The sequence below is a fragment of the Paenibacillus tepidiphilus genome (genome assembly GCF_008635795.1).
GTDB lineage: Bacteria > Bacillota > Bacilli > Paenibacillales > Paenibacillaceae > Paenibacillus_AQ > Paenibacillus_AQ tepidiphilus.
On the sequence record NZ_VWRQ01000021.1, the window covers coordinates 79,483 to 104,147 of the forward strand.

The window sequence follows — 24,665 nt, forward strand, 5'->3', positions numbered from 1 at the left end:
TAAAAAGAAACGGCATCCCCCGTAGGGCTATGCCTTTGGTGTTGCTTCGCTGGTTGCAAGCTGCGCCTTCGGTCCCGAAGAAAGTGGCGGGCTGGGGCCGCTGGCTGTGCTTGTGGAGTGCACCAGTGGGCCGCACTGGCGGCCTGCGTCTGCGCACTGTACCGTCGGACTGCACTAGCGACCTGCGCCTGCGGGTTGCACATGCAGGCGGCCTAGTGGCCTGCGTCTGCGCACTGTACCCGTGGCCGTGCTTGCACCCAGCGTCAAGCCGCCGGAGCCCTGCCCTCGGCTACGCACTCTCACCCGGCTTCAGCACGGCCGGCAGCCACAGCTTGCCCGGAGACACCGGCTCAACCGCCTGCTTTTCCAGCTGCTGCAAGACGCAGCGCACAGCCTCCTCGCCCATTGCAGCATAAGGAATTTCCACGCAGCTTAGCGTAGGCACGCTCAGGCGGTCCCCCTGAATCGTATTGTCTGCAGCCATAATTCGCAGGCTTCCGCCGATGGTCAGGCCCAGCCGGAAGGCTGCGCGGTACAGATCGGGTACGGCGCTCGACCAGTTCACCAGAACCGGCGGCAGCTCCCCTCCGCTCTGCTCTTGCAGTTCAATGAGCCAATCCAGCCATTCCACACGCCCAGCCTGCTCCTCCAGGCGGTGAAGCTGCGGCTCCATTCCGTGCTTATGGCACCAGTCCTGATATGCGCTCCGGCGGTTCTTCTCCGCCCAGTTGAGCCGTTTGGCGCCTGAAGCATGGTAGATTTCCGCATACACCGGCGCCTTGCCCGCTGCACTTCCGTCACGGCACAGGTAATCCAGCGCCGTCTTTACGCTGCCTCTGTAATCGGCCAGTACGGAATAGACGCCCGCCGTATCGGAGTAGCCTTCTACGGACACATAGGGCACGCCGGCCTCCTTCACCCTGGCCGCCCAATCCGCGCTGCGGTAGCTCGTCTCGTCCAGCGTAACGATCCCGTCGATCTTCCGCTGGTGATACAGATCCAGCAGCGCGTTTCTCGCTTCGCCGCTCTTCCTCCCGCCGGGCGAGCACAGCAGGAGATGATAGCCTCTTGCTTCACTTTCCCGCTGCATGCCTTCCAGCAGGCGGATGAACAGCGGATGCCGGGTATCTCCGAAGGCGGCCAGCGTCATGCTTCGGCCGGTCTTCATACTGCGCGCCTGGGCGTCGACATGATAGTTCAGTTCCGAGATCGCGCGCAGCACCGCTTCCCGCGTCTGGGCGCTGACTCCGATACCGGGGGTATCGTTCAGCACGGCGGAAACAACGCTGCGGGACACACCGGCGAGTCTGGCCACGTCGTGGCTTGTTACTCTTTTCTTGCTCATATTCAGCACCTCTACAAGAGTATAACACGTGTTATACGCGTTGTGTAGGTCTTTTTGGATGACAAGAGACACAGCTGTTCGCTCCAGATCAATTGGACCGGATGATGGCAGACAAGCTATGTATCCACTAATATGGTACCGCTGTTTCCAAAACGGCGGGAAAGTTTTAAGCCCTAGCCTTCAAAACCCGCTTCCGGTGCTGGAGGTCCAACACATCACTAGCCGGTATACAGGTTAAAAGAACCAGTGCCACTTGATCCAACAAATTTGGAACTGGAGCAGCGTTTGCCTGAAGGCTTTCCGGAGAATAGCCGGTATCGGAAGCATATGCTGTTGCCGACATAGCCGCTATGGGCGGTTGAAGTCTGGAAGCAAGGCTGTGGACTGTAACGCCTGGAAGCACGCGAACTGTAGCGACTGAGGCATGCGGACTGTAGCGCTGAGGGGTGCGGACAGCAGAGGCTGAAGCTGGCAGACTGTAGCGGCTGAAGGCAATCATTTCGCGCACTCATAGCTAACTCTCATCTGAAATTCAATAGCTCATCATGATTAGTTCGATTTTCGCACACTAATATTGCCGTTCTTACGGATTTCAGCATATTAATTCGATTATCGCCACTTAATTCGGCCAAAATTGGCAAGAACATCAGTTTTCGCCCATATTAAGATGCGATTATCCAACTAGATTGGTGAAAAACCTTCATATTGGTAAAATTAGGTGGCGATTTTCCAACTAACCTGCGGTGTGCGAACAGGGGGTGCCTTAAGTACGACTGTATGCGCCGACAGCTCTCACCCTTACTCGCAGGTTAGATGGTTTATACCAACAATTCAATGCCGTCAAAATATTAGCTCCGCATTAACTCCATACAAATGAATCAAATGTTACTAAAATGACTTCTGCGGTCCGCGCTCTCCTTGGTAATGGGCCACTTCAAGCCAGCCGACAGCTCCCTGTCCATAACAAAAAGCGACTCGTCCGCAGACAAGTCGCTTCTCAATTCGCTCCACAAGTCGCTTCTCAACTCGCTCCACAATTCGCTTCTCAAATCGCTCCTCGATTCGCTCCTCAATTCGCTCCTCAATTCGCTTCTCACATCGCTCCTCAATTCGCTCCTCAAGTCGCTCCTCAATTCGCTCCTCAAGTCGCTCCTCAATTCGCTCCTCAATTCGCTCCTCGATTCGCTCCTCAAGTCGCTTCTTAACTCGCTCTTAATTCGCTTCTCAATTCGCTCCTCAAGTCGCTCTTAATTCGCCTCTCCAGGCTCTTGCTTATTTGTCCCCCAGCTGATAAGCCCGGGTCACAATCTTATACCCGCCTACCTGCTGTTCCCCGCTGTCCAGCCTTGCGGCACGGCGCTCCAGTACATCGCTCTCGAACACGGCAGCCGCTTCAAAAGACGGCTGCACCCGCAGCTCTGCCGGTTCCCCGCCAAGGTTATACCAGCGTGCTACAAGGTCGCCCGTCTCCTCGGCAAACTTCAAGGTCGAGAATGCCAGCGGCGAAGCCTCGGCATTCCAGCTCAGCCATTGCCCGGATACCGGCAATGTCACGCCGCCCGAAAGCGGCTGGCCGTTCACCGCCGGAACCCGCTCGGCAGGGCCATGGGTCTGCACGGCTGTCCACGGAATCTGGTACTGGTACGCCTGCGCGTACGCACCGGAGGTGGCGCCGTCGCCGGCATAAGGAATAATCGCATATTCCACCGTCTGCTCGCCCAGGCACTGGGCCTCCGGTGTTTCGAACACGCCCCAGTCGCCCAGCTCGGAGGAGGAGCGCAGCAGTGTAACCGCAATGGTGTTCTTGCCGTCCAGCAGCACCTCGTATTCATTCAGGCCTTTGTTGGCCACGGCAAGACCGTTCGTGCCGCCCTCAACGCTGACGAACACCTGCTGATGCTGGGCATTGCTCGGGTTCACCCACTCCGCGGCAGGCTTGTTGCTGCGCTTAGCCACTTCGAAGATGGAGTCAACATAATGATGGTCCGCAGCCAGACCCGTAGGGAACAAGGCTCTCAGGCGGTGATCCTTGGCCTGGTTGTTGAAGCTGGTGCTGACCTGTACCATACCGCTTCCGGCTTCCAGCGTATAGCGCGTGGTCAGGACCAGCGGTACAGTCTGCTCCGTACGCTGTGCTTTACGCTCAGTGAAAGGCACCATCTCCTGCTTTTCCGTAACGAAGGTCTCATCGGCACTGGCCGGAATCTCCCACTTCAGCACAGCCTCGATGACTGCACGATATGGGGATGCTTCAATTACCGAAATTTCAGCCTGCAGGCCCTCGGTAGTCAGCGCCTGCTCGCCTTCCGGCTGGCGGTATACATATTCGTTGCCGATATCACCGGTGTTCTCATACACGTTAAGTCCCGTGTGTTCGGCACCGGACAGCTTGTCGGTAACCGTCAGCGTGCCATTAGAAGCAACCGTCACGCTCAGCTTGCCGTTCTCCATCGTATGACCCTGCACCTTAACGGCATCCAGAGCAGCCACAGTCAGGTCCGCCGCGCCTTCAACCAAGGCATATGTGCGGTAACCCAGTGCGGCAACCTCTGTCGCCGGGAAGGTCACCCGAACCTTCCGGGCCATATACGGCTGGCGGAAGCGGTCCTTCGGCAGCTCGTAGCCGAAATGGACACCGAGGTCCTCGATCTTGGCTGCGTACACACGGCCTTCTTCATCCAATACCTGCAGGGAACCCAGCGGCTCCCGGCCCAGCTCACGCGCAAGTGCCTGCGGATTCGGACCTTCAGGGAAGTATTTCTTCGCTATAATCAGCTCGACCGTAACGGTTCCGCTTCTCTCCCAGCCGCTTGTATTGAACACGGTAAACGGCACCGGGGCATTGCCCCAGGCTGCTACGCCGGTAACGTCTATGGCTTCGGCCAACGCTGCGGCGCTTTCAGCGATAATCGCCTCCGCCATCTGGCTGCTTTTGGCGAACCGGGTGATCATTTCGCGGTGCACTTCATCCAGGCTGCAGCCGCAGATGCTGTCATGCGGATGATTCTGCATCAGCGTCTTCCAGGCATAGGTCAACAGATGATGCGGATAGGCCTGCACGCCTGCCAGCTCTGCAAATGCGGCCAGCGGCTCGGCTACTTTTTCCAGCAGGGTCTGCCCCGCCTGGTTCAGCTGCTTCAGGTATACCCGGGACGATGCCGTGTTGACCAGCGTACCCCAGCCGTCCGTGTGCTGACTGCGCAGCTCGCCTTCAATCGCCACCAGATCCTCCGGCAGATTCGCCTGCAAGGCCTGCAGGTATTCATCAAAGTTCGAATGCACGAATTCAACATCCGGATACAGCTCGGAGGCGGTGCGGATCGCCTGTGAGAGATCGGTCTGGATCGGCTGATGATCACACCCGTTCATGAACAGGAGATGCGGTGTAGATGCGAACTTCTCGGCGTCGGCCAGGTTCTTGTCCCAGTATACCTTGGCCGCGGCTGGATCGGCCGGAACCTCCATTCCGTTGCAGTACCAGTTGGCGAAGAGTACACCCAGCACCTCCGAGCCGTCCGGCGAACGCCAGATCATCTCGGAATACGGCGACTCGTAGCTGTCCATCTCTCCTACGGTATTATTGAAGCCCGTCGGCTTCACGCCGCGTCCGAAGATCGCATTGGTGATGCCCGCCTGCTGAAGAATCTGCGGCGCCTGGCCCATGTTGCCGAACGAATCAGGGAAGTAGCCGGTCTTGGAAATGACACCGAACGGCCCCGCATCCTTGTGCCCGATCAGCAGGTTGCGGAGATTGGCTTCGCTGCTTGTCAGGAATTCATCCTGCAGCACATACCACGGACCGAACTGAATACGCCCCTCGGCGATGTAACGGTCCAGCCGCTCCCGCTGCTCGGGACGGACCTGCAAATAATCCTCGCGGATAATCGTCTGTCCGTCCAGATGGAAGTAGCGGTAATCCGGATCTTGATCGAGGGTATCCAGAAGCTTGTCGACCAGCTCAATCAGTAACATGTGATGATATTCATAAGGCATATACCATTCCCGGTCCCAATGGGTATGCGAGATGATATGCGCCGTTTTTTTGTTGGCCATTGATGGTTTCCCTCCAATTATCCTTTAGTTGCTCCGCCCATGCTGAACCCTTTGGACATATACCGCTGGGAGAACATATACAGCACTACGGAAGGCATGGTGTACAGCAAGGAGAAGGCGGCAAGTCTTCCGTATTCGACCAGGCCGTGGCTGCCGAAGAATTGATAGATCGTAACAGAGGCCGGCAGCTTATCCGGTGTCTGCAGCAGGATATACGGCACGAAGAAGTTGCCCCAGCTGCCCGAGAAGGTGAAAATGGCAATGGTGGCAATCCCGGGAAGCATCAGGGGAGCGACCACTTTTCGGAGTCCGCCCCACACGGATGCACCGTCAATCCAGGCAGCCTCCTCCAGGTCAATCGGTACGGAATCCATGAAGCTCTTCATCATCCAGATCCCGTAAGGCAGGGAGGATGCTGTAAGGAAGAGCATCGTGGCGAAGATGGAGTTCTGTAATTTGAAATACAGGAACATCTGGAAGACAGGAACCATCACCGCCGTAATCGGCAGCGAGGTCATAAACAGTATGCTTAACAGGAAGCTTTTCTTAAATCTCATCTCATAGCGGGACAGCGGATAGGCCGCCAGAACCGATGCGATGACGACCAGCGTAGCCTGTCCGCCGGAGAGAATGATCCCGACGCCGAACGAGCGCAGATTGCCGCTGTCCCCGAGCACCGCCGAGAAGTTGTCGAGGGTGAAATTAGGCATTTTGATCCCCTGCTGGGCATGGGTATCAAACGAAGCCAGCAGAATCCAGAATAACGGAACCAGGAAACAGAGTCCCAGAACGACCAGAATCCCATATTGTATATTGCGTTGAAGCCTATGCTTGACCACTGGTGACGCACCTCCTTCAGGGCTAGACCTTGACTTTCATTGATTTCATGTAGAATAAGCTTGCAACAATTCCGATCACCAGCAGCACCAGCGAGATGGCCGTACCGTATCCGAATTGATAATTGACGAAGGCCTGGTTGTACATAAATACCGGCAGGGTCTGCGTGGCCGTACCCGGCCCGCCACCGGTCATGGTATAGATCAGTGTGAAGACGCCAAGCGTCTGCAGGGTGACCAGCATCATGTTGGTGACAATCGATCCTTTGACCATCGGAATGGTGATGTAGCTGAGAATTTTAAAATTACCCGCCCCGTCGATCGTAGCGGCTTCTTCAATATCCTTGGGAATCTCATCGAGTGCAGACTGGTAGACCATCATGGAAAAAGCGGTGCCGTGCCAGATGTTGGCGATAATGACACTGACCATCGGGAAGCTGAACAGCCAGGATACCGGGCTGATGCCGAACCACCCGATAATTTGATTCAGGGTCCCGTTGTCGCTGAAGAACGCAACCATACAGAACGCCACTACGATCTCCGGGGTAACCCAGCCGGCGATTACGATAATGCCGATGATCCGGCGGAAGGTGACATTCTTCTCCTTCATCAGGAGGGCCAGAATGAATCCCAGCACGACCTGGCCGATGACTGCCGAGAAGATCAGAAAGACGAGCGTTCTCCACACACTAATGCGGAAATCCGGGTCCTGAAACATATTGGTGAAATTGCGGAAGCCGACAAACTCCAGATTCCGGGCGGCGCTCCCCGTCAAGGCCATGTTCGTAAATGCAAAGTAAACGGTCAGAATAATCGGAACGATAAAAAAGATCAGCAGCAGCAAGACAGAAGGCGTCAGAAACAGAAATGCGCCCCGCGACTTCCTTTTCATAGGTCACTCCCCCTCCAAATCCGAAAGAGGAGAATGGCTTCTCCCCTTTATCCGGATGTTCAAATCTTTATTTTACTTCTACTTTATCTGCGCCGAGCGAGCGGGTTACATTATCCTGCAGCTGCTGCACCGCATCCGCCGGAGCCAGCTTGCCGGAAGCGACGCTTTCCACCAGGCTCTGGATCTGTGCCGACACCGTGGCATACTCGTCATTGGCCGGACGGAAATGGGCCACATCCAGCAGGGCTTGCGCTTCAGCAACAAAGGTACGGTCGGTATATCCGGCTACATCCACGGAATCATTGCGCGGGCTCAGGTTGCCTTCGGCTACTACACGCGCTGTAGCATTCTCCTGGTTCATCAGGAACTCCAGGAACTTCCAGGCCGCTTCCTTGTTCTGCGCTTGCGCCGGAATCGACCAGGCCCAGCCGCCGGACATGGTGATGGCTCCCGGTTCCTGTCCGTTCTGGGTAGGGAATGGGGCGAAGCCCATTTTATCAGCCACATTCTCGATTGGAGCCGCGCCGTTCTCGAACCAGGTCGAGCCTGCCCAGCTTCCGTCAACCGCCATCGCCAGCTTGCCTTGCGGGAAGAGCTGCTGGAAGGCAATGCTGCCCGCTTGTCCGTTCAGGGCTACCTGCATGGATGGTCCGGTCTGGTCTACATTGAACAGTTGATGAATGAAATTAAAGGAGTCCAGCAGCCCGGGGCTGTTCACGACCCATTTCTTGGTCTCTTCGTTATAAAGCGTATCGTTCGTGCCGTACAGCAGCATTTCCAGCGTCTGCATCGTCACGCCTTCACCGCTCGATTTGCCGACGATCATATTCAGCGGAGTTACGCCCGGAAGCTTGTCTTTAATGGTACGGGCGGCTTCCAGAACCTCTTCCCAGCTTGCAGGCTGGAACGGCACCTCGATGCCTGCCTCTGCCAGCAGCTCTTTATTGTACCAGATGCCCCGTGTATCCGAGGTTGCCGGAACACCGTAAATCTTGCCGTCTTCACCGGTTACACCGGCCTTAAGATTCTCAATGAACTTGTCCTGCCAGTCGCTCCAGCCGGCAACCTGGGTGTCCAGAGGCTCCAGATAACCAGCAGCCGCATCGGATTTAATGATAGAGGTATCTTCGGCTACAATATCCGGCGCGGTATCCGGGGACTTCATCTGCAGCACAATCTTGGAGGTATAATCGCCCTCACTGGCCAATACCGGAGCGATGTTGATCTTGATATCAGGATTCGCTTCCTCGAATTTATCAATCAGGCCGGATTCAAAATATTTGGTCAGCGTGTCCTCCGAGCCGGAGGAACGGAAGGTAATGGTCACTTCTTCCTTGCCTTCGGCTGCGGCTCCCGAACCGGAATCGCCGTTCGAACAAGCCGCGGTCAAGAGTAGAAGGGAAGCCATCGCTGCTGTCATGGATACTTTCAGTTTGTTTGTCTTCATTTTGTCTCTGCCCCTTTTGTTGTTAATTTCAAAAACGCTTTCATATCAGCCTTGAAAAGAACGGCGGAGCCGCCTTTTCGCAAAACAGAAAGCCAGTTCAAGCTATTTCAATACCCGGATTCCGCAATAATCCATAATCAGCTCGCTGAAGAGCATATTCGACCAGGAGAACCATGGACGGGTAAACTTGCCGGCATCATCAACGGAGAAGCCTTCATGCGTAAGCCCTGTGCCTGCATCCGTATCCTGGATCAGCTGCAGCAGGCGCGCTTTCTCGCTGCGCTCTGGAGAAGTCAGACCCTGCATGGACAATGCGATATGCCAGATATAACCCTCCGGTGTATGCGGGCTGCCGATTCCTTCGGCAACCTTGCCTTTATAATAGTAAGGATTATTTTCGCTGAGGATGAATTTCCGCGTGTTCCGGTACACCTCGTCACTCTCATCGGTATACCCCAGATAAGGCAGCGACAGCAGGCTCGGTACATTGGCATCATCCATCAGATTATACTGGCCCAGGCCGTCGGTTTCATAAGCATAAATTCTTCCATAGACCGGGTGCGTATACACACCGTACTCCTGAATGCCTTGGTTGATTTCATCCGCCAGCTGCTTGGCAGCGTCCGCCAGCTCCTGATCCTTGTAGATTTCCTGCGCGATTTCTTCCAGGTAACGAAGCACGACTACAGCGAACATATTGGCTGGAATCAGATAACCGTATTCGCAGGCGTCATCGCTCGGCCGGAAGCCCGACCAGGTCATTCCGGTAAAGACAGTTTCCGTGCCCTTTCCTTCTCTTGGCAGCGTATCCGTAAGCGGTGCATCCAGCCGCTGGAACCGGTAGCCCGACTCCGTTTCATGATGCTGCTCCACTCTCCAGAGCTTGATAATTTCCAGGGCAGCACGGCGATAGCTCTCGTCGAACTGGCTTACACAGCCGCTGTTCTTCCATAGCAGGTAACTGAGCTGAAGGGGATATGCCAGCGAGTCAATTTCATATTTACGCTCCCAGATCGAAGGCCCCATCTCCGTAAGATCGGACTGATGCCCGTTGCCGTTCGGCGCTTCGTTAAAGGCGTTGGCATACGGATCAAGCAATATGTAATCCATCTGCCGTCTGACCAGGCCTGCAATCATAGCCTCCATCTCCGGGTCCTCTGCGGCAAGCAGGAGGTAAGGACGGACTTGTGCGGCCGAATCGCGCAGCCACATCGCCGGTATATCACCGGTGATCACAAAGGTCGTTCCATCCGGCTTACGGGAAATCGTGGTCCCAATCGTATTAATCAGGCAGTCTTCAAACATCTTGGCAAGCTTCGGAGAATCGGACAGCTCTTGTTGCACCTTACCAATCATATCATATACTGACTTAGGTATATCATTCTGCAGCTTCAAGGGTGAATATTGCACCTCCATGATGGATTATATCAACTTCAAACGCTTTCATCATATTAAACAATTAATATTAATATGTCAATATAATTATTGGTATATTAATAGAATGATATTTTTAATTAATATATTGGTATAAGTATATTAATTCACATAAAATAAACAACAAAAAAAGCCTTCGTTATGAAGGCCTTGCTTTATTTCCATCCTCTTACATGCGTGCTGCGCTTCCCGCTCAGTTGTTTCTGACCGGCGCCGCCGATCTGCCCTTGATTAAGGCTGCAGGCAGCAGAATCCGGGTGATCGGCTGCTCATGACCTTGCATTTCCAGTACATTCTCGAATGCCTGCTTGCCGATTTCAAACTGATTCTGCCGCATATGCGTGATCCGGCAACCCTCCTGCGATTCGGGACTGTCGAAGCAGATCACGGACAAATCCTCGGGAATCCGCAGTCCCAGCTTGCCTGCCGCCTCTTCAACCAGCAGCGCAATACTATACTCTGCGGCGAACAATGCGGTAATATCGGGATTCTTGCGGAGATGCTCCACCAGCCTGTTCACGTCGTCGATACGGGCCTGCGGATCAAATACATTCGGCATGGTCGAAGTAATCGTTTCCATCCATAGCTCGCGGTTGACCATCAGGCTATGCTCCACATAGGCCTCGATAATTCCCTCGATCCGCTCCTCGATGGTTGTTGTATTCGCCGGCGGCGGGGCCAGAAATCCGATCTGCCGATGCCCCAGCTCGAACAGGTAGCGGGTCGCCTCTTTGGCCGCCTGAATATTGTCCGTACTGACCGACGAGGCGGGAATCCCCTTCAAATACCGGTCGATCATCACGAACGGAAACTTTTGAATGACCAGCTTCAGGATTTCTGCGCTGAAGAATTCACCCTGTGCCGGAAAAATAATCAGCCCGTCCACGCCCAGGCCCAGCAGCTGCTGGATGGCCTTCTCCTCCAGCTCCGGAATACCGAATGAACGCCGGACCACCAGGAAGCAGTCATTCTCCCGCGAAGCTTCTTCCATTCCGTAGATCAGCTCTGTACCGTACATATCGCTGAAGTTCGTAATGACCAGCCCGATGATCCGTTTCTTACCGGATGTGCGGACAGCCTGCGGGGTATCCAGCGGCTTCAGGAGTATAGAATTGGCATCCGCCACGAACGAGCCTCTCCCCGGCTGACGGATGATTAACCGCTCCTCGGCCAGCAGCTTCAGTGCTTTCTTTGAGGTAATCCGGCTGACGCCGAATTCCGTGCAAAGCTCCTGCTCCGAGGGCACACGGTCACCGACTTTATATTCATTCCTTGTTATCCGCTCTTTCAGAGTCTGAAATATCATTTCATACATCGGCATCGAGCCTGAATCATTGGCCATATCCTGCACCTCCATTACTGCATTCTCTCTAAAGGGACACATACTAATATACCATGTTATATTAGGAATGGAAAGATTGGTTTGTTACAGCAGATACAGAACTACGGGATACGAGCGTTGGACTAATATACATCCGCAGCATTTCCCTGCTTGTGCTCTTTAGACTAAGCAGCATATCGGCCGCCGCTTCGCACATCTTTTCTTTCTCAACCCGCATGGTGGTCATGGCCAGCCCGCTCTCTTCTTCTTCGTAATGAAGATCGTCAAAACCGATAATGGAGACATCCTCCGGAACCCGCCGTCCGCGCATCCGCAGCTGCCGGGCCAGCAAATAGGCAATCCGATCGTTGCCGCAGAAGAACGCGGTAGGATAGTCGTCCGCCCCATCCAGATAAGCAGCAATTTCCTGCTCCGTATACTGAAACCCGGCAGAGGACGCCAGCACCTGATGCATCTCCAGCGGAAGCCCCGCCTCCTGAACAGCCCGTAAATAGCCGAGCCAGCGCTCCTCATGACTGGTCGTCAGATTGGCGGGACCTATAAAGCCGATCCTCCGGTGTCCTGACCGGATCAGCGTCGTCACCGCCTCATAAGCTCCCTCCATATTGGCGGAAGCGACAACCGGACACGGCAGGTCACGGTGATAGGAATCGAACATGACGAGCGGGGTATCCAGCTCCCATACCAGCCTGGCGTAATCCCGGTCGACAATCCCGAACAGAATAATCCCCAGGTAAGCCATTTCTGTACATTGCCGCGGCAGCTGCAGACGGGCTTCCATCTCACGGTCAATCGGGGCAATCACCGCACTGAGGCCGCGTTTGCGGATACTTTTCTCCAGTCCCCAGATCAAGTCATGATAGAACCGGAAATGGTCGTTGTCCTGATAGCTCATGACCCGCTCTGGCACAAGAATCAGCACATTCCGTCCGGCCGCCGGCTTCTCGGCGTATTCACCGTAGCCCATCTCTCTCGCCGTACTCAGAATGCGGTAGCGCATTTCTTCGCCGACGCCCTTCTTGTCCTGCAGAGCGAGTGATACGGCATTCTTGGATATATTCAGCCGGTCGGCAATATCTTGCATCGATATCTTCTTTTTACGGGGCATCTCTCTTTTCAATCCCTTCAATCCGTGATAAGCTTATCTCAAATTTACTTTACAAATATTATTTTTGTCAAGTTTGTCAAGTAACATCTGGCTATACTATTTGGTTAAAATGAATGATGAACTAGGAGGACTTTCAGTGACTTACGCAATCGGCATCGACATTGGCGGTACCAAGACCGCCCTGGGTCTGGTCTCTTCCGGAGGCCAGGTACTATCGAAGACTTCACTTACCACTGATCTGTCGCTGACGCCGTCCGATATGGTCTACAAGATCGCCGCAGCGGCCAAGCAGCTGCTCTCCGGCAGCGGACTGCAGGAGTCGGACCTGCAAGGCATCGGTATCGGCGCTCCCGGCCCGCTGAACACGAAGCTGGGACAGATTGCCGAGCCGCCGAACCTCCGGAGCTGGTGGAACTTCCCGGTGGTTGAGGCGTTCAAGCGCCACTTTCAGGCGCCGATTGTGCTGGAGAACGATGCCACTGCGGCGGCGCTGGCCGAGAAATGGTTGGGAGCCGCCAAGGCTGCGGACCATTTCGTATACATCACGATCAGCACCGGCATCGGCGCGGGTATTTACAGTCACGGCCGGCTGATTACCGGCGCAACCGGCAATGCCGGCGATATCGGGCACATGGTCATTGATGCCGGCGGCCCACTCTGCGGCTGCGGCCAGCGCGGCTGCTTCGAATATATCGCATCCGGAACGGCGATTGCCAGAGAAGCAAGCAGCCTGCTCGGCCGTCCGGTGACCTCCAAGGAAGTCTTCGAGCTGGCCTTATCCGGTCAGGACGCCGCCATGGAGAGTCTCGTGAATCGCGTATTTAACTACATCGGCATCGGCTGCGTGACGATGATCAATACCCTCGACCCCGAAATGGTGGTAATCGGCGGCGGGGTTTCCCAGGTGGGGGCGCCTTTGTTCGATGCCGTGCGCAGTTATGTCAAGCGTCATGCCTTGAATCCTTCCGGCCGCGACACCCTGATCGTTCCCGCCGCCCTCCAGCAGGATGCCGGGCTGATCGGTGCCGCCGCGCTTATTCATACCCACTATTAGAACAGGAGTGTGATTTCTATGAATCAACCTATCTTTTTGCAGCCAGTATTCCAGGAACGAATCTGGGGCGGAACCAAGCTGAGAGACTTGTTCGGTTATCCGATCCCCAATGATTCCACCGGCGAATGCTGGGCCATCTCGGCCCATCCGAACGGCCAGAGCATCGTGAAGGAGGGTCCGTATCAGGGACTGCCGCTGGGCGAATTATGGACCAGGCATCCGGAATTGTTCCGCTCCGAATCTCCGGTGTTCCCGCTGCTCATCAAGCTGCTGGACGCTTCGGATGACTTGTCGGTGCAGGTTCACCCGGATGATGAGTACGCCGGCGAGCACGAGAACGGCGAGCTGGGCAAGACAGAATGCTGGTACATTGTCGATGCCGAGCCCGGTGCGGCCATTATCTACGGCCATGAGGCGACTACCAGAGCTGAGCTTGAGCAGATGATTCAAGACGGGAAATGGGAGGAGCTGCTGACCAAGGTTCCGGTGAAGCGCGGGGACTTCTTCTATGTGCCGAGCGGTACGGTGCATGCCCTTGGCAAAGGGATTGTCGTGCTGGAGACCCAGCAAAGCTCGGACACCACCTACCGTGTCTACGACTATGACCGCCGGGACAAAGACGGCAACCTGCGTGAGCTTCATCTGGAGAAGGCTGTCGATGTCACCTCCATTCCCCAGGCATACGAGCCTGCCGCTTACAGCGCCGCCACCTTTGGCAGCCTGAGCGTTACCGCCTTTGTGTCCAATTCGTTCTTCACCGTGGAGAAGTGGGACCTGTCCGGCAGTGCCGAGCAGCCGGAACAAGCGCAATACACCCTCGTCAGCGTCATCGAGGGCAGCGGTCAGCTTCGCACCGCAAGCGGCGAATATACGCTGAACAAGGGTGACCATCTCATCCTGCCCGCCGGGTTCGGACCTTACACCTTGGCGGGAGAGCTCCAGCTCATCGTTTCGCGGGAGTAGCGGGACTGACGGCACCAGGCGTCATAATTCCACAGACAGCAGGCCGAAGTGTCTGTACTGGCTGAACTTATATAAGTATCTCCATGATTTAATGGAGATACTTTTTTTGTGTTCGTAAGGGCTGCAGCTTGCGGCCCCAGCCAACCGCTATTCTCTGCCAAACCATAACGTGAAACTGGATGGTTTATACCCGTCTGTGTTATACTCTTCTCTAACTATTGCGAGGGGAGGCTGAACAATAATGGGAAGGCGATTTTGCAAATGGATTGTGCTCCTGAGTTGATCCGCTTCTCAGACGGTGCTTTTGTAACTTTGACCGAATGGATGCAGTGAATTCAATTCAAATCTGGAGGTGAACCCCTCTTTCGGAGGGAAAGGCTTGGACCTAATAACGATTACGAACTTAATTATTCTTGCAGTATTAATTATAATGACGGCATTCTTTGTGGCCTCGGAATTCGCTGCCGTCAAAATCCGCATGTCGCGGATCGAACAACTGATTGATGAAGGGAACAAGAAAGCGGTCATCGCCAAGAAAGTTGTCGGTGATCTGGATTATTATCTCTCCGCGTGTCAGCTCGGAATTACCGTTACGGCTTTGGGTCTCGGAGCCATCGGCAAGCCGGCCGTGGAACGGATTCTATACCCGGTGTTCGATTTCCTCCGTTTGTCGGAAGCCACTGCTTCCGTCGCTTCCTATGCCATCGCCTTTATCCTGGTAACCTTCCTGCATGTGGTCGTCGGGGAGATGGCGCCCAAGACGCTGGCCATTCAGTATGCCGAGAAGCTGACGCTGCTCCTCTCGCCTCCGCTGTACTGGTTCGGCAAAATCATGCATCCGTTCATCATAGCGCTGAATGGAACCTCACGGGTCATTCTGCGGATGTTCGGCGTCAAGCCTGCCGGCCACGAGGAGCACTATTCGGAGGAAGAGCTGCGGATCATTATGGCCCAAAGCTTTGAAGGCGGCGAGCTGAACGAAACCAAGCTGGAGTATATGGAGAATGTCTTTGCCTTCGATGAGCGGATGGCCAAGGACATTATGATTCCGAGAATTGAAATGGTTACGCTGGATTACGGCATGTCTTATGAGAGAATCGTGCAGATACTCGATGCCAACAACTATACCCGTTATCCAGTCATCGAGGACGGCAACAAGGATATGGTGCTGGGCGTGGTCAATGTGAAAAAGATGCTTCCGCATATCATAGCGGGCCGTGAGCGTCATTTGCAGGATTTTGTGCGCAGCCTTCCCGCAGTCCCGTCTGTCACTCCCATCAAGGAGGCCATGCTGAAAATGCAGCAGGAACAAATGCATATGGCGCTGGTAATCGACGAATACGGCGGCACTGCCGGTATTTTGACGCTGGAGGATATTCTGGAGCAACTGGTCGGTGAGATCCGCGATGAATTCGATGCCGATGAGGTGCCGGAAATCCAGCGGATTGACGCACAGACCTATGTGATCCACGGCCGTGTTCTGCTGGAGGATATCGAGGAGCAATTCGGTCTGGTATTCGAGAACAGCGAGGACATTGATACCATCGGCGGCTGGATTCAGTTCCGGGCGGGCACCGACCTGCAACCGGGGTATGAATTCCTGGATGGCGGACAGCACTGGACCATTACAGAGACAGATAATCTGCAGATCAAGAAGGTTATTCTCAAACACACGCAAGTGTAAAAATCGTGAAAGCGCATAACTATCAACTTTGGAGGTGAATCCCTCGCTTTGAGGGAAAACTTTGGACGGAGTTATAACAATCAATTTAATTATGGTTGCCATCTTTATCGGGCTTACCGCATTCTTTGTCGGGGCTGAGTTCGCCATCCTGAAGGTGCGGATGTCCCGTATTGATCAATTGATCAGTGAAGGCAACAAGAAAGCACTGACCGCCAAGAAGGTCGCTCATGACCTGGACTACTATTTGTCGGCCTGCCAGCTGGGGATAACCATTACAGCCCTGGTGCTCGGTGCGCTGGGTGAGCCGACCGTCGAGCGGATACTCCATCCGTTATTCGACCAGCTCGGAATGCCGGCTGCGGTGTCCACCCTTCTGTCTTATCTGATTGCCCTCTCGGTCATTACCTTCCTGCACGTCGTGATCGGAGAGCTGGCCCCGAAGACAATGGCGATTCAGTTCGCCGAGAAGATGACCCTGCTGCTTGCCCCGCCTCTGTACTGGTTCGGCAAAATCACCTATCCGTTCATCGTTGCCCTGAATGGATCTGCACGCCTGCTTCTCCGCATCTTCGGTGTGAAGCCTGCCGGACATGAGAGCGTGCACTCCGAAGAGGAGCTGAAATGGATTGTTGACCAAAGCTACGAGAGCGGAGAGATCAACAAGACCGAACTTGTCTACCTGAACAATATTTTCGCTTTTGACGAGCGGACGCTCGGCGAGATTATTGTGCCGCTGGGCAATGTGGTGACCTTGCAATGGGAAATGCCGGTGGAGGAGCTGATCGAAGTGCTGGGTGAACATGACTATACCCGTTATCCGGTGGTCAATCAACCTGGAAGCACACAGTTTACCGGCTACATTAATACCAAGGAAATGCTGACCAGCATTGCTGCAGGAAGAGCTGCCGATTGGCAAAAATTCATGCACGAAATCCCCAAATTCGTGGCAACCGAGAACCTCCGCGACGTCCTGCTGCGGATGCAGCACACCCGGGTCCATATGGCCGAGGTTACGGACATTTCCGGAGCTACCATCGGCATTGTAACGATGGAGGATCTGCTGGAGGAGATCGTCGGGGACATCCGCGACGAGTCGCTGAATGTGAATGTGCCTCCGCCTCACAGTGAATTGAACTAGAGTAGTAGCTGTAACCAAGCTACGTCAAAAGAAGCTGCCCCGAAAGCCAGGAAAGGCTGATGGGCAGCTTCTTGTTTGCGTTTCGGGGCCAGGAAGGGCTGAGGGAACAGTTTCTTGTTTGTGTGCTATTCCCTTCCGATCCCGTCCTTTCCCTTCCCAGTACGCTCCTCTCCTGATCAGAAGCAATCCACATGACGCCGAACGAAATCCTCCAAGGATCGCGGCTCCCGTCCGGTCAACTGGGTGAAATCGGGGGTCACCGCCGCAGCCGTTCCGAGCCGTGTCATCAGATAAAGCGCGACTGTTACGTTGACATATGACGGGTCCAGCTTTCTCTGGCGGATGTAGTATTGTCTGTATTTCCATAAACCGGGTCTGGCATATGTAATGTTCCGTCCGGTTACCCGGCTGAGAATCTCCGCTACCTGGTCGTAATCAAGCGATTCAGCGCCGGTTAAAGTGTAGCATGTATTCGTGTAGACCTTCGGGTCACGCAATACCGTCGCTGCCGCCAGCCCGATATCGGCCGCGTCGATAAAGCTGGTCCTGCTCTTCCCCGCAGGGATGAACACCTGATTCATTGCCTTGATTTCTGCAGCATGAATCCCCGACAGATTCTGCATAAAGAAGCCCGGGCGGATATGCGCATAAGGCAGGCCGGCGGCCTCAATATATTTCTCTATTTTGTGATGCGGCGGGAACGGATTCTTCTCCACGCCCATCAAGGATAGAAAAGCGACAAGCTGAATGCCGTGTTCCTTAAGCGCATCAATGAACGGATACAAATCCTCGGGCTTCCCCAGATGGGGAGGGCGAATCAGGAACACCCGGTCAACACCCGCAAGCGCACCGGGGTATGTGCCCGGATCGGTCAGATCAAGAACAACAGGCCTGGCCTGTTCGCCAAATCTGCGCTTAAGCTTGTCCACATCCGTTCCGGCGGCCACCACCCGCTCGCCCCTGCGGCTCAACTCTTCAACAACATAAGCACCGACATTGCCGGACGCCCCGGTAACCAGCACCTCCATGAAATCATCCCTCTTCTTTAAGTAGGATCTCATTCGCCTGCTTCATCAGCGAGATGAACGTTTGAAACTCCACGGTACCCATCTGCTCCTCCAGCGTTTCCAGATTACCAAAAAACACAGACGCTGTTGTTCTGACCAGCTCGCTGCCTTTAGAGGTCAACGAGAGGGTATAGCTTCTTCCGTCGGTGGTCGACATGGTTTTGGACAGGTAATCCTGCTGGACGAGCGAGTTAATTAAGGCGGTTATGGTAGGCTTGGACACTTTGAAGAAGCTGCTGACCATCAAGGGTGTAACGGGCCCTTCCTGTTTGTCCGTGTAAATAAGCACGCCCATTTCACTGGATCTGACCGGTAAATTCTTCTTGGCGTTCATATGCAAGCGGCAAAATAAACCGATGGTATCGGCGCTGTCGCTTAACCTCTCATACATCAATGTGAATAACCCCCAAAATATAGTTAGCCTAGCTAACTATATTTTGGCATCTGCCTTCAGGGTCTGTCAATGGGCAGGCGGGTCACCCCACACCACGGAAGCCAGACGGACCAGCCTCTCTTCATAACAACCCCCCCTCAGATAGCGGGGGCTGGACTTATCACTGTCCGGATCGCATATCCGTCGAAGGGTTTACCTTTTCCGATATTGACAGCTATGTATACCTGGAAATCCTCCGACATTTCGGCGAGGATAACCTTCTCTTCCGTTTTCACGCCAAATTTCCGGACCTGTTCCTTTACCGTAAATAGGGAGCATCTTCAGTCGCAGCCCACCCTGCCGGTTCAGCTCTTTCTCTCAAACTGCGTTTTGCAATTCGGACAAGTGAGTCTGATCTGCCCCTTGCCCTTTGGTACCCGCAGCTGCTGCTTACAGGAGGGACACCGGTAGAATCGGTGGGTCTTCCGCTGCCGGGTCTGCTGCCCGGCTGACTGAAAGCGGGCTTTGAGCCGCCGCTGCATTGAGATAAAAGCCAGATTCTCCCGGCTGCGTGCACCAGTTTTACGGCTGAACATTCTGAAGTTCTGATAGAGGACCGCCGCAAAAGCAATAGAAACCAGCAGCTCGGAGAACAATATTCCCAATATCAGCACAATCATTGCAGCAATATTAATAAATTGCCCGAATTTGTCCATTCCGTAGCGGCCCGACATCCAGTGGCGCAATCGTTCTTTCATGTTTACGGATCCCTTCCTTTTTACAGATCAATAGGCTTTGCGGCAACAATCTCATTCCTTTGCGCCCCATGCACTTCACCGACGCAGGCAAGCCCAATTATAAGTTAGCGGTTCCAGCAGAGTCAATTTCCGCTCTGCTGAAGCAAGTTAGACTGGATCAACTTCGCTGTTATTCTTTTAGTGAAATATTTCACATAAAATAATGATACCATCCTCTATACTGTTTATAGGTTATTTTAACATAGGTATTTTTAACCCATAATCTTAGGAGGTTTTATGAATGGCACTGGAACATGTCTTCTCTCCCGGTCAAATCGGGACGCTCACGCTCAAGAATCGTTTTGTGCTGGCACCGATGGGCTCCGGCATGGCCGACCAGGAGATGATTACGGAACCTTTCATTCAATATCATGTGTTGCGGGCCAAAGGCGGCGTCGGACTTAATATCGTTGAATACACAGCCGTTCATCCGACCACAAGAAATGCCAGAATCCCCTCGCTGTATGACGACCGCTTTATTGCGGGTATGCAGCAGTTAACCTCAGCTGTCCATGCCGCAGGCGGTAAAATCGGAGTTCAATTGTGGCATGCCGGACGGCAGACCAGCAGCCGGATTACCGGCCGGGCGATCATCGCCCCCTCCGCTGTACCGAGCGTTGTATATCAGGAAATGCCGGAAGAAATGAGCCGGGAGTCTATCCAAGAGATTGTCAACGCGTTCGGCGACGCAGCGCTGCGGGCGAAGCAAGCTGGCTTCGACATGGTGGAGCTACACGGCGCCAGCGGTTATCTCCTGAATCAATTTATGAGCGCTTACAGCAACGCCCGGGAGGACGAGTACGGCGGCAGTCTGCAGAACCGGGCCCGTTTTGCCATGGAGGTCATACAGAACATTAAGCAGAAGGCAGGTGCCGACTTCCCGGTGTCTTACCGGGTCACCATTAACGAGCATGTTCCGGGCGGGCTCGTTCCCGAGGATATTATTGAAGTCAGCCCTTGGCTGGAGCAGGCCGGAGCCGATGTGATTCATGTTACCAGCGGCATACTGGAGACTGTTCATGAGACGATTGCCCCGCTGGAGAAGCCGGCCGGCTTCAATGCCGGGTTCTCCGCACGCATCAAACAAGCCGTCCGCATTCCGGTTATGGTCGTAGGAAGAATCAACGATCCGGCCGTAGCGGAGCAGATTGTATCCGGCGGTCAAGCGGACTTCGTGGCGCTGGGCCGGACCCTGATTGCCGACCCGGCCTTCTGTATCAAGGCGAGGGAAGGCCGCAGCGATGATATCATAAAATGTATCGGCTGCAACCAGTCCTGCATCAGCGGCCAGCGTCCCGATCCGGAGGCGGACCGCAATTACGGTCCGGTATGCCTGCGGAATCCGGTCACGGGACGGGAATATCTCTTCACAGACGAGCCCGCCGGGGAGTCCAAGCGGATTCTGGTCATCGGCGGCGGTGCAGCGGGTATGACCGCAGCCCTGCGGCTGCAGAACCGGGGACATCAGGTTACGCTCTGTGAGAAGACGGATATGCTGGGCGGCCAGCTGTATCTTGCCGGACAAACGCCTTCCAAGGCAGAAATGGCGGAGGCTGCACTGCAGATGGGCAGACAGATCAGCCGCAGCGGCGCAGAAATTCTGCTGAATACGCCGGCTGACGCAGCGCTGATTGAGGCTCTGCAGCCCGATGAAGTCATCATCGCCACAGGCTCGGTGCCCTTCATTCCGAATATCCCGGGGAATGAGCGCAGTCATGTGAAGACGGCTCATGAAGTGCTGCGCGGCGGATCAACCGGTGAGCGGGTGGCCATTATCGGCGGCGGACTCGTAGGCATGGAGGTTGCCGAGCTGCTGGTGTCACAAGGCAAGCATCCGATTATTGTGGAAATGCTCAATGAAGTGGCCAAGGAGCTGGTATCCTCCCGGAAGGTATATGCCATGGAGTTCATCGCCGGACAGGGTGTTCCGGTCTATGTTCATACCAAGTGCATCGCCATCGGCGAGACAGATATCACACTGGAGCAAGCGGGAACCCGCTTCCAGCTGAAGGACATCGACACGGTCGTTATGGCCACAGGTTCCAGGTCACTGGATCAGCTAAGCGGCCTTTTGGAGGAGAAGCGCCTGCCCTTCCATATCATCGGCGACGCCCTCCAGCCCCGCAAAGCACTGGAGGCGATCTATGAAGGCGCAATGGTAGCGCAGATGATTTAAGCAGGCATTGCTTAAACCGCCTGTACCTGGAGAAGAGGATACGCCATAGGGCTGTATCCTTTTCTTTTGCCGCCATCAGGAGGAGGATAGTATACTTACTCTGTAAGTGAACACGCGAACGGGGGATTTGCTTGTATATTGATATTTTAATACTCTCACAACTGATGAACGGCCCCAAACACGGCTACGAGATCAAGAAAAACGTACTTTTCATGCTCGGCAAATCGAATTCAATCAATAATAACTACCTGTATCCGGCGCTCAAGCGCTTTGAAGAAAAGGGCGCCATCACCAAGAGCCTGGAGACCCAGGAAGGCCGCCCCAATCGGCATATGTATTCTCTGACAGACCTGGGGCAGACAATGTTCTATGACATGCTCAATGATTTCCCGCCGGAGTATGCCGCCAATAACAACGAGATTTTTAACCGGCTGGCTTTTTTCGAATTGCTTGAAGTGGAGACCCGCAAGAAGTTCGTGGACAGCCGCATAGCGCATCTGCAAGAGCAAATCCAGTCGCTGGACAATCTCAATCAGATCAAGGCGGATACGGATTTCCTGCCGTTCTCCCCCTACATTTATAACTATTCCATGCTGCTTGCCAGCACGGAGCTGGATTTCTTCCTGCAGCTGCAAGGAGCCCTGAAGCAGACACAGGAATAGAACAGGATTGATCTTACGGTAAACTGTCCTGCATCCTTGACTGTTCCGGCAGCATCGAAGATAATTATAATTTCGCTAAGAATCTGTAGACGAGGATCATAGATCAGGAAAAGAGGCGATCGTCATGAACGGGTTAAATGAGCTCTATAAATTACGGCAGCGTCAGCCGGACAAGGACATTGAAGCCTCTCTGGTCAACGCCATCTTCCGGATGTATGACCGCTTCCCGCGGATCGGCCTGCGGGAACGGACCGGCCAGCAGAATATGTCCCTCGATATCGCGGACGCTTATATCCAGGGCCGCAATGCCATGATCGAAGCCGGCGTCGGCATCGGCAAGTCCTTTGCCTACCTTATCCCCGGCCTGCTCATCAACCATATCTCGCGGCAGCCGGTCATTATTGCAACTTCCTCCATCCAGCTGTCTGAACAAATCCATAAAGATCTGCGGGTCATCGGCAGCCGGCTCGGCTTTACAACCGTACGTTCCGTCGTCGGGAAAGGCATGGGACAATATGCCTGCCGTTACAGGGCAGCAGGCCTGATCAAGCCCGAAGAAGCCGGAAGCGAATCAAGCTCTCCCTTGACCAGCCTTGCAGAGCGTATTCTCAATTATGAAATTGACGAGCGGGCGGATATCAAGGGCGGCGTCAGTGATGCGGTATGGTCGGGTGTTTGTGTGAACGACTGCAAATTTGAACACTGCCGGTACAGAACCACCTGCTCCTTCTATGACATGCGGGCAAAGATTAACGCCAGACCCGGCGACATGGACTTCATTATCGTCAACCAGGATCTGCTGATCCGCGACCTGATCAAGAAGAAGGAAGGCACCAGGGGATTAATTACGGAGCGGCCGGCCTTGATTGTCATCGATGAAGCGCATAATCTGGAGGCGAAGGTCAGGGATGCGCGGACGCTAGAATTCACCTTCCGCGGAGCCTGCCGCGCGCTGGATGATACCCTGCAGATTCTGCTCAAGCAAACGGCAGACCGGGGGCTGCACTCGCAATTCAAATGGTTAAAAGGCTGCCTCGTCGGCATCTTCAAGCACGTGGAAGCCGATCTCCTGCAGAACGCCAAGCAGGAGAATGACCGGATCAAAGTCTCGGAGATGCACGGAATACCGTTCACCCGGGGAGTGCAAATCCTCAAAGAAGCCCGCCTTAGCCTCTCCGTGCTGAGCTCACGGAATGAGCGGGAGATCGATGACGACTATGAAGCTGTAAACGGACTGATCGAGCTCTTCGCGGTACTCGGCGGAACGAAGGACAGCTATCTGCTCTGGGCAAGCAAGCCCCAGCGGGAAGCCACCATCAGCATCTGCCCCAAGAACATCAGCCAGTTTCTGAAATCCGCCTTATTTAACGGCAAAACCTCTGTGATCTTAACATCGGCAACGCTCTGCCAGGGCGGAGAAACGCTGGAGGAGCAGTATGCTTACTTGACACAAGCGCTTGGCTACAAGGGCGATTATATGGAGCGGCAGCCTTCGCCGTTCGATTATGACAGCCATTCCATGATGTACATTGCCCGGGAAATCCCCCACTATCACCATGAGAACCGGAAAGGCTATCTTGAAGCGGCATACCGGGAAATGCTGAGACTTTGCAAGCTCACCGAGGGCCGGACGCTGGTGCTCTTCTCGGCCAAGGAGGATATGAAGGCGGTTTACGGCAAGCTGATTGCCGAGGAAGACAAGCTTCCCTGGGCGGTGCATGTGCAGAGGGAAGGCTCGTCGCAGGATGAGGTCATTGCCGAATTCCGGAGCAGCAATGGCGTGCTGCTCAGCACGGGCGTCTTCTGGGAAGGCATCAATATCGAAGGCTCCGACCTGTCGCAGGTCATTGTGTTCCGCCTCCCCTTCCCAGTCCCGGCCGATCCGGTCTATGAATATAAGGCCTCTATGTCGAAGCATCCGCTTCAGGAGGTATTCGTACCGGACATGCTGCTGCGGCTAAGACAGGGCACCGGTCGCCTGATCCGCAGCGAGACGGACCTCGGCGTACTCAGCATTCTCGATTCCCGTTTGTCCGCCGCTGCGGGCAAGGATTACCGGCATAAGGTGCTGGAAACGCTGCCGTTCAAGCAGGTGACCGAGGATTTCCGGGTGCTGGAGCGGTTCGTGCGGGAGAAGGGGATTAAGCGTGGGCCCGGCAATTAGTACCTTGACCGGTGAGCCAACTAACATGCGGGTCAGGGCTGGGGGGCGGCGCAAACCTTTCTTAGATTTGGCTTAGTCAAGATACTAAAGTCTATCTTGAACCAACTTAGGAAGAAGACAGGCCATCACT

General features: G+C 54.6%; 18 protein-coding genes. 7 read left to right on the forward strand and 11 right to left on the reverse strand.

The window, feature by feature from the left end; translation table 11 throughout:
* Positions 1–289: 289 nt before the first annotated feature.
* The 8 genes from F1379_RS23015 to F1379_RS23050 all read right to left on the reverse strand — a co-directional run bounded on the left by F1379_RS23015 (position 290) and on the right by F1379_RS23050 (position 12,433).
* Positions 290–1,345, reverse strand: coding sequence for a LacI family DNA-binding transcriptional regulator (locus F1379_RS23015; RefSeq protein ID WP_150274441.1), 1,056 nt, complete (start codon positions 1,343–1,345; stop codon positions 290–292).
* 1,272 nt (positions 1,346–2,617) lie between these two features.
* On the reverse strand, positions 2,618–5,398 hold the full coding sequence (locus F1379_RS23020; RefSeq protein ID WP_150274443.1) for an alpha-mannosidase: 2,781 nt from the start codon (positions 5,396–5,398) through the stop codon (positions 2,618–2,620).
* Positions 5,399–5,415: 17 nt separating this feature from the next.
* Positions 5,416–6,237: a carbohydrate ABC transporter permease gene (locus F1379_RS23025; protein WP_150274445.1), complete on the reverse strand. Its 822-nt coding sequence runs from the start codon at positions 6,235–6,237 to the stop codon at positions 5,416–5,418.
* Between the two features lie 22 nt (positions 6,238–6,259).
* Positions 6,260–7,126, reverse strand: a complete 867-nt coding sequence (locus tag F1379_RS23030) for a carbohydrate ABC transporter permease (RefSeq protein WP_150274447.1) — start codon at positions 7,124–7,126, stop codon at positions 6,260–6,262.
* Between the two features lie 67 nt (positions 7,127–7,193).
* A complete protein-coding gene (locus tag F1379_RS23035; RefSeq protein WP_150274449.1) occupies positions 7,194–8,573 on the reverse strand; it encodes an extracellular solute-binding protein in 1,380 nt (459 codons plus the stop codon).
* Between the two features lie 102 nt (positions 8,574–8,675).
* Positions 8,676–9,929: a glycoside hydrolase family 125 protein gene (locus F1379_RS23040; protein WP_239004778.1), complete on the reverse strand. Its 1,254-nt coding sequence runs from the start codon at positions 9,927–9,929 to the stop codon at positions 8,676–8,678.
* 271 nt (positions 9,930–10,200) lie between these two features.
* The gene (locus tag F1379_RS23045) at positions 10,201–11,349 is read right to left on the reverse strand and encodes a GntR family transcriptional regulator (protein WP_239004773.1); all 1,149 of its coding nucleotides are present in this window, start codon (positions 11,347–11,349) and stop codon (positions 10,201–10,203) included.
* A gap of 61 nt (positions 11,350–11,410) precedes the next feature.
* Positions 11,411–12,433 (reverse strand): LacI family DNA-binding transcriptional regulator, encoded by a 1,023-nt coding sequence (locus tag F1379_RS23050; RefSeq protein ID WP_239004774.1) that lies wholly within the window; start codon positions 12,431–12,433, stop codon positions 11,411–11,413.
* A gap of 160 nt (positions 12,434–12,593) precedes the next feature.
* On the opposite strand from F1379_RS23050, the gene F1379_RS23055 reads away from it, so the two are divergent.
* The 4 genes from F1379_RS23055 (at position 12,594) to F1379_RS23070 (ending at position 17,296) form a co-directional block, all read left to right on the forward strand.
* Positions 12,594–13,511 (forward strand): ROK family protein, encoded by a 918-nt coding sequence (locus F1379_RS23055; RefSeq protein WP_150274457.1) that lies wholly within the window; start codon positions 12,594–12,596, stop codon positions 13,509–13,511.
* Between the two features lie 18 nt (positions 13,512–13,529).
* Entirely contained in the window at positions 13,530–14,474 is a 945-nt protein-coding gene (gene manA / locus F1379_RS23060) for a mannose-6-phosphate isomerase, class I (protein ID WP_150274459.1), read from the forward strand.
* Positions 14,475–14,853: 379 nt separating this feature from the next.
* The gene (locus tag F1379_RS23065) at positions 14,854–16,158 is read left to right on the forward strand and encodes a hemolysin family protein (protein ID WP_150274461.1); all 1,305 of its coding nucleotides are present in this window, start codon (positions 14,854–14,856) and stop codon (positions 16,156–16,158) included.
* 61 nt (positions 16,159–16,219) lie between these two features.
* On the forward strand, positions 16,220–17,296 hold the full coding sequence (locus F1379_RS23070) for a hemolysin family protein (protein WP_150274463.1): 1,077 nt from the start codon (positions 16,220–16,222) through the stop codon (positions 17,294–17,296).
* Between the two features lie 176 nt (positions 17,297–17,472).
* Here F1379_RS23070 and F1379_RS23075 read toward each other — a convergent pair whose 3' ends face one another.
* The 3 genes from F1379_RS23075 to F1379_RS23085 all read right to left on the reverse strand — a co-directional run bounded on the left by F1379_RS23075 (position 17,473) and on the right by F1379_RS23085 (position 19,494).
* A complete protein-coding gene (locus tag F1379_RS23075) occupies positions 17,473–18,357 on the reverse strand; it encodes an SDR family oxidoreductase (protein WP_239004775.1) in 885 nt (294 codons plus the stop codon).
* Entirely contained in the window at positions 18,329–18,754 is a 426-nt protein-coding gene (locus F1379_RS23080; protein WP_338046798.1) for a MarR family winged helix-turn-helix transcriptional regulator, read from the reverse strand. Before F1379_RS23080 ends, F1379_RS23075 begins: the two co-directional genes overlap by 29 nt.
* 347 nt (positions 18,755–19,101) lie before the next feature.
* Complete coding sequence (locus tag F1379_RS23085) at positions 19,102–19,494, reverse strand: zinc ribbon domain-containing protein (RefSeq protein WP_150274470.1); 393 nt, start codon at positions 19,492–19,494, stop codon at positions 19,102–19,104.
* Between the two features lie 280 nt (positions 19,495–19,774).
* Here F1379_RS23085 and F1379_RS23090 point away from each other — a divergent pair, with 280 nt between their 5' ends.
* The 3 genes from F1379_RS23090 to F1379_RS23100 all read left to right on the forward strand — a co-directional run bounded on the left by F1379_RS23090 (position 19,775) and on the right by F1379_RS23100 (position 24,535).
* Entirely contained in the window at positions 19,775–21,709 is a 1,935-nt protein-coding gene (locus F1379_RS23090) for an FAD-dependent oxidoreductase (RefSeq protein ID WP_150274473.1), read from the forward strand.
* A gap of 131 nt (positions 21,710–21,840) precedes the next feature.
* Entirely contained in the window at positions 21,841–22,371 is a 531-nt protein-coding gene (locus F1379_RS23095; RefSeq protein ID WP_150274475.1) for a PadR family transcriptional regulator, read from the forward strand.
* 124 nt (positions 22,372–22,495) lie between these two features.
* Complete coding sequence (locus tag F1379_RS23100) at positions 22,496–24,535, forward strand: ATP-dependent DNA helicase (protein WP_150274477.1); 2,040 nt, start codon at positions 22,496–22,498, stop codon at positions 24,533–24,535.
* The last annotated feature ends 130 nt before the right edge of the window (positions 24,536–24,665 follow it).